The organism is Nocardiopsis sp. TNDT3 (genome assembly GCF_003427465.1).
In the GTDB taxonomy this organism is placed as follows: Bacteria; Actinomycetota; Actinomycetes; order Streptosporangiales; family Streptosporangiaceae; genus Nocardiopsis; species Nocardiopsis dassonvillei.
On the sequence record NZ_QPFC01000068.1, the window covers coordinates 1 to 10,493 of the forward strand.

The window sequence follows — 10,493 nt, forward strand, 5'->3', positions numbered from 1 at the left end:
CAGCCGGCCCGCCTCGATCAGGGCCAGGATGTCGCGGAGGGCCTCGCGTCCGTCCACGGCCGGCTGGGTCACATGGGTGCGGATACCCGTCCCCGCGGGGTCCTGGACCACGACGGACAGGACGCGCGACGGGCCGCCCGCGAGTTCGACCGAATCCGGGATCTCGCCTCGGCCGGAGGCGTCGAGGACGGCGTCCACGCCTCCGGGGGAGAGGGCCCGTACGCGCTCGACCAGTCCGGCGCCGTAGGCGACCGGCTCCGCGCCGAACGAACGGATCCGCTCGTGGTTGCGCTCGCTCGCGGTACCGATGACGCGGGCCCCGCGGGCCACCGCCATCTGCACGGCGAACGTGCCCACGCCGCCGGCGGCGGCGTGGACGAGCAGGGTCTCGCCCTCGGCGACCCGGAGCTCGTTCAGCACCTCCCAGGCGGTGATGCCCGAACCGGCCAGCGTCCCGGCGACCTCCCAGGGCACCGAGGCCGGTTTGGCGACGAGTACCGTGGGGTCGGCCAGCGCCGATTGGGCGAAGGAGGGCGTGGCGGCGGCCCCCAGCACCTCGTCACCGACCCTCAGGTCGGCCACTCCCGTACCGACCTGGTCGACCACCCCGGCCACGTCGAAGCCGAGACCGAGCGGAAGGCGGGAGGGCGCCACCCGGCCCAGGTGGCCGTGCAGGATCTTCCAGTCGACCGGAGCGACACCGGCCGCCCGTACCGCGAGCCGTACCTGTCCGGGGCCCGCGGTGGGCGGCGGAACGTCGACCACGCGTAGGGACTCGATGCTGCCGTATTCGTGGAACTGCGCTGCGAGCGGCATCTGCTGGGCTCCAAGCTCGTGAAGGGGTGCTCGCGCGGTGGGCGTGCGGGGTCGGCCGGGGGCCTACCTTCCGCCGCCCGCGAGCCGGTACTGCAGCGCGCCGGAGGGGCAGCGCCGGATCACCTCGGCCAGGCGGTCGGCGGCGGCGCCGTCCGGCTGGATCCACGGGCGCCGCCGGGTGTCGAACACCTCGGGCAGGCCGTTGACGCACACGGCGGCGTGCTGACAGCGCTCCGCCTCGAAGGTGACCGTGATCGACTCCCCCTCGTACGCCTTCTTGCCGTGTCCGCCGCTCACTGCGGTCCCCTTCGCCCAGGCTTCACAGCCGCCCAATCTAGATGATGCATCAACTAGGTTGGGTATGCTATCCGCTCCAAGGGCATATGTCGAGAACGCGCGAACCCGCGACGGGCGGGCCCCTGCGCGGCTCCGCGCACCCTTCCCCGTCGCCGTGTCGACCACAGAACCCCGGGCCCGCGCTACCGTCGTCGACGCGACGGGGCGGAACCGCCGTCCGGGGCCGCCGGCCACCCGCGCGAACCGGAGCCGAAGGAGCCGACCGATGCTCAGCAGCGAGCTCGCCGAACTGGCGGGCGTCACCGTACGCACGTTGCGCCACTACCACCAGATCGGACTGCTGCCCGAGCCGCCCCGCTCGGCCGGGGGCTACCGGCGCTACGACGTGGGCCACCTCGTCCGGCTCCTGCGCATCACGAGGATGACCGCCCTCGGTGTACCGCTGTCCGCGCTGCCCGCGGTACTGGACGATCCGGCCGCCGCGGAGGAACTGCTCGACGAACTCGACCGCCGGGCTGCCGCCGAGGTCGAACGGCTCCTCGCCCGCCGCGCCAGCATCGCCGCGCTGCGCCGCAGCGGCGCCCCGCCCGACCTGCCGCCTGAGCTCTCGGCGCTGCGTTCCGCCCCCGACCCGGACATGCCCGAGGACATGGCCCGCTACGAGCACGAACAGCTCGTCCTGGTCGGACATCTGCTCGGCGGGGACGGTCCGGCGGGACTCGCCGCCCTGCTCGGCGAGGTGGACGACGGCACGGCCGCGCTCGCACCGCTGACGGAACGCTTCTACGCCCTGGGCCCCGACACCCCCGAGGAGGACGTGGCGGCACTGACCGACGATCTGGTCGCGCGCCTCGAACCGGTGGTGGCGCGCCTGGCCGGCCTGTTCCCGTCCGACGCGCGGGCCTCGACCCTGATGGACGAACTGAACGGACGGACCCTGCGACCCGTGCAGCACCGCGTCCTGCGCCGGGTCCAGCGGCGGCTGGCCCTGTCGGACGGGGTCTGACCGGGCTCCGGAGCGCTTGGCCGACGAGCGGGTGTGGCGCGGGTCACTCCCTCCGGCCTTGAGTGTGACGCGACGTCGGGGAGTGGACTCGGGCGTGCACGAACCCGTCGACCACGAGGAACCGCCATGACCGCTCCGCCCAAGCTGATCACCGTCGAGGAGTTCTTCGGCCCGCCCGTCCGCAGCCGGGCCCTTCTGTCACCCGACGGCACGAGGGTCGCCTACCTCGCTCCCTGGCGCGGTCGGCTCAACGTGTTCGTCCGCGACCCGGACTCGGACTGGACCGCCCCCGACCAGGTACACGAGGCCGACGCCCCGGGCGTCCGGCGCGTCACCTCCGACACCCGGCGCAACATCGACGCCTTCTTCTGGACCGCCGACGGCCGCTACCTGCTGTTCCAGCAGGACACCGACGGCGACGAGAACTGGCACCTGCACCGCGTGGACCCGAACCGGCCCGACGAGCCCGCGGTCGACCTGACCCCCTTCGAGGGCGTGCGGCTGCTCGGCGCGCAACTCCCACCGGACCGCCCGGGCACCGCTTTCGTGCAGCTCAACATGCGCCGTCCCGAACTGGCCGACCTGTTCGAGCTCGACCTGGAGACCGGCCGCCTGACCACCGCCGCGGAGAACCCCGGCGACGTCCTCTCCTGGCTGCGCACCCCGGACCGGCTGCTGGCGTTCACCATGGAGGAGGGAGGCGACCACGTGCTGTCGGAGCACACCGAGGGCGCACGGCGCACGATCGCGCGGTTCCCCGGCACCGACGCCCTCTTCGGCATCCTCCCGGCTGTGCTCACCCCGGACGGGAACGGACTGTGGATCGGTTCGTCGCGGGGTTCCGACCGCACCCGCCTGGTCCGGCTCGACCTGGAGACCGGCGAGCAGGCCGGCGTGGACAGCCACCCCGTGTTCGACCTGGACACCCCGCGCCCCGAGGCCGACCCGCGTTTCCCGTCCTCGCTGATCCTGCACCCGGGAACCGGGGACCTGCTCGGCGCCCGCTACCTCGGCACCCGTCAGGAGATCCACGCGCTCGACCCGCGCTTCGCCGAGGTCCTGCCGCGGCTGGCCGAGCTGTCCGACGGCGACCTGGCCCACGTCTCCTGCGACACCGCGGCGCGGCGCTGGGTGGTGGACTTCACCCACGACCGCGACCCCGGCGTCACCTGGTTCTACGACCACGCCACGGGACGGGCGCGCCGCCTCTTCCGGCCCTTCCCCCACCTGGACCCGGCCGAGTTGGCCCCGGTCACCCCGGTCACCGTCAGCGCCCGCGACGGCCTGGCCCTGCCCTGCCACCTCACCCTGCCGGTCGGGGTCGAACCGCGCGACCTGCCGACCGTGCTGCTGGTGCACGGCGGACCGTGGTACCGCGACAGCTGGTGCTACGACCCGGAGGTGCAACTCCTGGCCAACCGCGGTTACGCGGTGCTGCAGGTCGACTTCCGCGGCTCCACCGGCTACGGCAAGGCCCACACACAGGCCGCGATCGGCCAGTTCGCCGGGCGCATGCACGACGACCTGATCGACGCCCTCGACTGGGCGGTCGAACAGGGCTACACCGACCCGGACCGGGTGGCGGTCTACGGCTGCTCCTACGGCGGTTACGCGGCGCTGGTCGGAGCGGCGTTCACCCCGGACAGGTTCGCCGCCGCGGTCAGCTACACCGGAATGTCCGACCTGGTCGACCTCGTCGAGTCGGTCGTCCCGTTCGCCCGCCGTACCGTCGAGAACAGCTACCTGCGCTACATCGGGGACCCGGACGACCCCCGCCAGAGGGCCGACATGCTCGCCCGCTCGCCCATCAGCCGGGTCGACGACATCACCGCGCCGGTTCTGCTGATCCACGGCGCCAACGACGTCCGCGTCCACCGGCGCAACTCCGACCGGGTCTTCGACGCGCTCCGCTCCCGCGGCGCCGAGGTCGAGTACCTGCTGAACGAGACCGAGGGCCACTGGTTCACCAACCCGGACAGCAACATCGAGTTGTACGGGAGGCTGGAGCGCTTCCTGGCCCGCCACCTGGGCGGGCGGTCCGCGACCGGGTCCTGACCCGCGGCGACCTGCCGACGGCGTCCAGCCGCACGGACGCCCGAGGCCGCGGGGTGCGGACACGTGTACGCGTCGCGGCGGACCCGGGGGAGCCCCCTCCCTCGTGAACGGGTGGGCGCCGACCCGCTCCCGGGGCCGGGCGAGAGGCCGGTGGGAGCTGGGCCGGGCGCCCACCTGTTCGGTCGGGGGCGTGGTGACCGCGCGTCCCGAGGCGGCAGGGTGTGATCTGTCCGTCGTGCCCCGGGCCCGCGCGGTCGCTTGCGATGCTATTTGAAAACGATAATCGTTTTCTATAGAAACGCGAGTGTGCTGGGTCACTCGAAGAAGGGCTGTGGAGGGTACGGGGACGTCCGTTCCGGGGGGAACACCGAGGTCGGCAGGGTCCGCGCCCGCGGGCCGGTCGCGGTGTCCCCGCTCGGCGGGCCGTCCTGATCCCACACGGCTCGGCCCACCGGGGGGATCGCCGTTGTCATCGACCGTGACGCGCTTCCGCGCCGCGAGAGCCGACAGGGCCGCTTGGGAGGCGCCGACGTCCGGGGGGGGGGCGGCTTCGGCGGCCCGCCCAGGGCCTGCGCTTTTGCCGGTATGGCAAAACTCTTTGTCCGGAATCACGGGCGTCGGTGAGCATCGCCCCATGACACATGACGCTCAGGACCCCACCTCACCCAGCGCCGAGTTCTGGGAACCGCTGCACCGGTCGGCCGAGACCGTCACGGCGCCCCCGCCCAACGTCCGGCTCACCGAGCTGGTGCGCGACCTCGAACTGGCGCCGGGCCGCGCCTGCGATCTCGGCTCCGGCCGAGGCGGAGACGCCCGGTGGCTGGCCTCCCTGGGCTGGCACGTCACCGCGACCGAGGTCTCGGCCACGGCGGTCGCGCGCATCGCCGACATGGCCGCCGCGCAGGGCCTGGACCGCCTGCGCGCCGAGCGGCACGACCTGTCCCGTTCGCTGCCCGCCGGACCGTTCGACCTGGTCTACGCCTGCTACTTCCACAGCCCGGTGGCGTTCGGCCGGGAGGACGTCCTGCGCCGCGCCGCGCGGCAGGTGGCGGTCGGCGGACGCCTGATACTCGTCGACCACGCGTCCACCGCGCCCTGGTCCTGGCGCTTCGGGGACGAGGAGCCCACGTTCCCCACGCCGGAGGAGACCCTTGTCACACTGATGCTCGGGGACGGCTGGACCACCGAACGCTGCGAGAGCGCCGAACGGGTGGCCAACGGCCCCGACGGCACGACGGCCGGTGTCACGGACAACGTGATCGTGGTCCGCCGCCACTCCGCCTGACGGTCCCGCAATCCGTGGCGCCCGTGGGGAAACGGGCGTCCCGGATGGTTTGTCCCGCTTCTTCCGGAGTCGCGTTTTCGGGTTCCGTCCGGGGCCCGCGCCCTGGAGGGGGCGCCCGCGGGATGCCGTGGGCGCCCCCTCGGCCGTCACGCAGTGGAGTACGGGCTGGTGGTGGAGGCGCTGTAGCCTACCGGCATGAATCTGAAAATCATTATCAGAACCGTGGGGGTCGTGTCGGCTCTCGCCCTGACCGGGTGCGCGGCGGCACCCGCCTCCGGGACCGACTCCGCGGTTACAGCGGGCGAGGGCACGACCTCCTACCCCCTCAGCATCCAGAACTGCGACACCGAGGTGACCGTCGAGCGGGCCCCCGAGCGCGCGGTCTCGCTGAACCAGTCGGCCACCGAGATCATGGTCCAGCTCGGCCTCGCCGACCGCATGGCGGGCACCTCGTACGAGACCGACCCCGTTCCCAGCGACATCGCCGACGCCTACGAGAGCATCCCCCTGCTCACGGACGGCCTGCTCAAGCACGAGACCCTGCTCGAAGCGCAGCCCGACTTCGTCTACTCGTCCTTCGCCTCGTTCCTCACCGCCGAGAACGCCGGTGAGCGCGCCGAACTGCACGAGCTCGGCGTCCCGACCTACCTGAGCGAGTTCGACTGCACCTACCACGAGGCCGTCGAGGGCGGCGCGACCTTCGAGATGCTCTTCGACGAGATCGAGACGATCGCCCGGATCTTCGACGTGCCCGATGCGGGCGAAGAGCTCGTCGCCGAGCAGCGGGCCGTGGTCGAGGAGGGACTCCAGGCCGCCGAACAGATCGAGGGCACGCCCAGCCTGGTCTGGTTCTACTCCACCGCGTCGTCCTCCTCCACCCCGTCGGTCGCCGGACCCGGCGGACTCCCGCAGACCGTGACCGAGATGCTCGGCGCAGAGAACGCCTTCGGCGACGCCTCCACCAAATGGCCGGAGGTCAGCTGGGACGAGGTCGCCGAGCGCGACCCCGACGTGCTCGTGCTCGCCGACCTGAGCCGCGGATACCCCGGCGACACGGCCGAGGAGAAGATCGAGTTCCTCAAGAACGACCCCCTGACCTCGACCATGGACGCCGTCGTCAACGACCGCTTCATCGTCGTCCCCGGGCAGCACATGGACCCGTCGGTCCACAGCGTGCAGGCCGTCCCGACCATCGCGCAGGGCCTCATCGACATGGAGATCGAGTGATGACGACCACGACCACGAACACCCTCGAAGGGAACGCCCTCGAACGGCTCATCGGTGACTGGGACGCCCAGCAGGCGGCCTACATCACCCACCGCGAGCAGAGGTTCGAGATCATGCTCGACGTCATCGCGCGGACCTGCGCCTCCTCGGACGCGTTCGGGGCCGACGGGACCGGCATGACCGTTCTCGACCTGGCGTGCGGCCCCGGCAGCCTCTCCCAGCGCGTCCTCGACCGGTTCCCGGGCGCCCGGGTGATCGGGGTCGACTACGACCCGGTGCTGCTCGCGATCGCGGGCTCATGGCTCGGTCAGCGCCACGGTTCACGCTTCACGCCGGTCGACGCCGACCTCGCCGCACCCGGCTGGAGGGCCCGACTGCCCGAGGGGCCGGTGCACGTGGCCGTCTCCTCGACCGTGCTCCACTGGCTGGAGCCGGCCCAGCTCGTCGCCGTCTACGACGCCCTGGGCGCCCTGCTCCCCGCCGACGGCGTCTTCATGAACGCCGACCACCTGCGCTACGACCCGCGCTCGCAGCCGTTCCTCACCGGGGCGGCGGCCGCCGACGACGAACGCACCCAGCGTGACGCGCACTCGCGGGGTGTGCGGACCTGGGACGAGTGGTGGTCGGACGCCGTCGCGCACGACGCGTTCGGACAGCACCACGCCGAGCGCGAGCGCCGCTTCGCCGACCGCCCGCCCACACCGCACGCACCGCTCGAACTGCACCTGCAAGCGCTCGGTACCGCCGGATTCGCCGAAACCGGGGTCATCTGGCGGTACTACGACGATGTCGTGGTGTTCGCGCTGAGATGACCAGACTCACCGACCCTTCGCGGACCGGTCCGCCCGACGCGGACGCTCTCCCCGACGCCGACCCGCCGGCGTCGGGGGCGGCGGCGGGCGGCGCCGAGGTCCCTCCCGAACGCACACCGGGCAGGCTGCGCTCGTCCCTCGTCGTCGCCGCCTTCGTCCTCGCGCTGTGCGTGACGATCGTCGTCGCGGCCTTCGTCGGCACGGCGAACATCGGGGCGCTCGACGTGCTCGGGATCATCCTGCGCAACATCGGGCTGGGCGCCCTCGCCCCCGTCCCGGCGGCGCCGCCGCTCATCGACGCCCTCATCTGGGAGTCGCGTCTGCCGCGCGTGCTCCTGGCCGCCGTGGTCGGTCTCGGGCTCTCGGTCTCGGGCGCGGTGCTGCAGTCCATCACCCGCAACCCGCTCGCCGAACCGTACCTGCTCGGGGTCTCCTCGGGGGCGTCCACCGGGGCGGTCGCGATCATGGTGCTCGGGCTCGGCTCGGGCGCGGTGACCCTCTCCACGGGCGCCTTCGCCGGGGCGCTGGCCGCCTTCGCGATCGTGCTGGTCCTCATCGGGGGCGGACGCGTCTCCAACCCCGCCCGCGTGGTGCTCACCGGTGTGCTGGTGTCGCAGTTCTTCTCCGCGATCACCTCGCTCGTGCTGATGCTCGACGGCGACGCGGACGCCACCCGGGGCTTCACGTACTGGCTGCTCGGCTCGCTCGGAGGCGCACGCTGGGAGCCGCTGCTCGTGGCGTCCGCCGTCATCGTGCTCGGCGCCGTCGGCTGCCTGTTCTTCGCCCCGGCCCTGGACGCGTTCACCTTCGGCTGGGACACCGCCTCCTCGCTCGGGATCAACGTGACCCTGGCACGGGTGGCGCTCATGGTCCTCACCGCGCTCGTCACGGCGGCGGCCGTCGCGGCCTCCGGGGCGATCGGGTTCATCGGGCTGCTCGTACCGCACGTCGTGCGTCTGCTGGCGGGGCCCGCGCACCGCCTGCTGCTCCCCCTCAGCGGGCTCGGGGGCGCGATCTTCCTGGTGTGGGTCGACACCTTCGCCCGCTCGGCGTTCTCGCCGCACGAGATCCCGGTGGGAGTGATCACGGCGCTGCTCGGCGCACCGGTGTTCGCGGTCGTCCTGGGAAGGGCGGCCCGGCAATGACGGCACTGGAGGCGAACGGCATCACGTGGTCGGTCGACAGGACACGCATCCTCGACGGGGTCTCGATCCGGGCGCGCTCCAACGGGGTGCTCGCCGTGCTCGGGCCCAACGGGGCGGGCAAGACCTCGCTGCTGCGCATCCTGGCGGGGCTCCGGCGTCCGGACGCCGGAACGGTGCTCCTGGGCGGGGAACCGGTCCGCTCCCTGCCCCGGCGCGCGGTCGCCCGGCGGGTGGCCATCGTGGAACAGTCACCCGAGGTGCACACCGACATCACCGTCGACGACACCGTGGCGCTCGGCAGGACGCCCTACCGCGGCACCTTCGCCGGGCTGGACGGCGAGGACCGTGCCGCGATCGAACAGGCGCTCGCCCTCACCGGGATGCGCGCCTACCGGTCGCGGTCGTGGCGGACGCTCTCTGGCGGTGAACAGCAACGTGCCCAGCTGGCCCGCGCGCTCGCGCAGCAACCGGAGGTGATCGTGCTGGACGAGCCGACCAACCACCTCGACATCCGCTACCAGCTCGACGTCCTCACCCTGCTGCGATCGCTCGACATGACGGTGGTGACCGCCCTGCACGACCTCAACCTGGCCGCACGCTACTGCGACCGGGTCGCTGTCCTGCACGCCGGGCGGATCGCGGCGACGGGCACGCCCGCCGCCGTGCTGACACCCGAGCTCGTCCGTTCCGTCTACGGGGTCGAAGCCGTCGTCGACACCTCTCCGCACACGGGAGCGCCGGTCGTGACCTACCTGGGCGGCGTGTCCGGACGCTCGACACCGGTGCCCGATCCCGGGCCGCACCGCCGGCGGCAGACGGAGTGAGCCGCTTCGCGCGGCCTCGCGCGGCCGTGTGCCCGGGGCCTGCTCATCGCCCGCCAGACGGGCAGCGACCGTCGACGGGACGGCGCGGGCGGCCCCGGCCGGGGCCCGGCTCCGTGATCTGAGCCGCGCACACCGGAAGAGAACGGGAGGGTCCCGGGCTCCGCGCACGCGGGGACGACGGGACCTTCCCCGTTCGCGTTCCGCGGCGCACGGTGTCCCCGATCCGCCAGCCGTGTCCCTCTGGCGGGTTCTCCACCGCTGTCCGGTCGGTCCGGGCTGGCGGATTCACCCGCGGGGCGTCTCCGTGCGGGGATCGGCCACCAGGTCGCGCAGGTCGCGCAGGTTGTCCTCCAGGAACCGTGCCAGCGAGTCCGGGAGCAGGCTGATGCTCCGAAGGGCTGTATCCGTACTGGGGAGGACGACGGTCTCGTAGGTTCCCCGCGTCGGGTCGGAGAACTCCGGTCCGGTACGGCTGGAGGGGTCCGTCTCCGTCAACCGGGCGACGAACACGTGCTGGACGAGGGTCCCCTCGGGGTGTTCGTCGGTGAGGACCACGACCTCGCGTACCCGGTCGACGCGTCCGCCGAGTTCCTCCAGGACCTCGCGGCGCAGGGCCGCCTCCACGGAGGCGTCCTCCGGTTCGACGCCTCCCCCGGCCGTGGTCCAGTAGGGGGCGCGGCCCGGACGGGTCCGCTTGATGAGCACCAGCCGCCCCTGCCGGTCGAACAGGATCGCGCGGGCCTTCTGCTTGATGATCTCGGGCATGTCCGTGATCCTGCCCTGGTCGGAGCCGGTCGTCCCGGTGGACGAGAGAACTCTGTCCCGGAGGCGACCCGGTCCGGGGCCGGGGGTCCTGGCCGCGCCGGGGGGCTTCCTTGGAGCCGGGGCTCTGCGCGCCTTCCCGGACCCGGGCGGTGTCACGGAGACCGGGGCCGGCCGGGGACCGGAACGTCGGTGGGCGCCCGTACCCTCCTTGCGGACGCGCGGGCGAGCGGCACCCGCCTCCCCTCCGACCGGCCCCCACCC

At 72.9% G+C, this 10,493-nt stretch carries 10 protein-coding genes; 7 read left to right on the plus strand and 3 right to left on the minus strand.

The features are described from left to right. Both DQW06_RS01980 and DQW06_RS01985 read right to left on the minus strand, forming a co-directional pair. Positions 1-816, minus strand: an 816-nt coding sequence (locus DQW06_RS01980; RefSeq protein WP_157983323.1) for an NADP-dependent oxidoreductase, incomplete at its 3' end; no start/stop codon positions are given. A 63-nt stretch (positions 817-879) separates the two neighbouring features. Further along, positions 880-1,113 carry a (4Fe-4S)-binding protein gene (locus DQW06_RS01985; RefSeq protein ID WP_117197854.1) on the minus strand — a complete coding sequence of 78 codons (234 nt, stop codon included), beginning with the start codon at positions 1,111-1,113 and terminating at the stop codon, positions 880-882. Between the two features lie 265 nt (positions 1,114-1,378). Between DQW06_RS01985 and DQW06_RS01990 the strand changes: the two genes are divergently transcribed. From DQW06_RS01990 to DQW06_RS02020, 7 genes are all read left to right on the plus strand, one after another. Beyond that, positions 1,379-2,119, plus strand: coding sequence for a MerR family transcriptional regulator (locus tag DQW06_RS01990; RefSeq protein ID WP_117197855.1), 741 nt, complete (start codon positions 1,379-1,381; stop codon positions 2,117-2,119). A 126-nt stretch (positions 2,120-2,245) separates the two neighbouring features. Beyond that, the gene (locus DQW06_RS01995; RefSeq protein WP_117197856.1) at positions 2,246-4,174 is read left to right on the plus strand and encodes a S9 family peptidase; all 1,929 of its coding nucleotides are present in this window, start codon (positions 2,246-2,248) and stop codon (positions 4,172-4,174) included. A 634-nt stretch (positions 4,175-4,808) separates the two neighbouring features. Beyond that, complete coding sequence (locus tag DQW06_RS02000) at positions 4,809-5,459, plus strand: bifunctional 2-polyprenyl-6-hydroxyphenol methylase/3-demethylubiquinol 3-O-methyltransferase UbiG (protein WP_013153681.1); 651 nt, start codon at positions 4,809-4,811, stop codon at positions 5,457-5,459. Positions 5,460-5,654: 195 nt separating this feature from the next. Continuing rightward, positions 5,655-6,686, plus strand: coding sequence for an ABC transporter substrate-binding protein (locus tag DQW06_RS02005; RefSeq protein ID WP_117197857.1), 1,032 nt, complete (start codon positions 5,655-5,657; stop codon positions 6,684-6,686). Next, positions 6,686-7,498 carry a trans-aconitate 2-methyltransferase gene (locus tag DQW06_RS02010; protein ID WP_117197858.1) on the plus strand — a complete coding sequence of 271 codons (813 nt, stop codon included), beginning with the start codon at positions 6,686-6,688 and terminating at the stop codon, positions 7,496-7,498. Before DQW06_RS02005 ends, DQW06_RS02010 begins: the two co-directional genes overlap by 1 nt. Next, positions 7,495-8,643: an iron ABC transporter permease gene (locus tag DQW06_RS02015; RefSeq protein ID WP_117197859.1), complete on the plus strand. Its 1,149-nt coding sequence runs from the start codon at positions 7,495-7,497 to the stop codon at positions 8,641-8,643. The genes DQW06_RS02010 and DQW06_RS02015 overlap by 4 nt, the downstream gene beginning before the upstream one ends. Continuing rightward, positions 8,640-9,467: an ABC transporter ATP-binding protein gene (locus tag DQW06_RS02020; protein ID WP_117197860.1), complete on the plus strand. Its 828-nt coding sequence runs from the start codon at positions 8,640-8,642 to the stop codon at positions 9,465-9,467. Before DQW06_RS02015 ends, DQW06_RS02020 begins: the two co-directional genes overlap by 4 nt. A gap of 285 nt (positions 9,468-9,752) precedes the next feature. Here the strand turns inward: DQW06_RS02020 and DQW06_RS02025 are convergent, their stop codons facing one another. Further along, on the minus strand, positions 9,753-10,232 hold the full coding sequence (locus DQW06_RS02025) for an NUDIX domain-containing protein (protein ID WP_117197861.1): 480 nt from the start codon (positions 10,230-10,232) through the stop codon (positions 9,753-9,755). Positions 10,233-10,493: the final 261 nt, after the last annotated feature.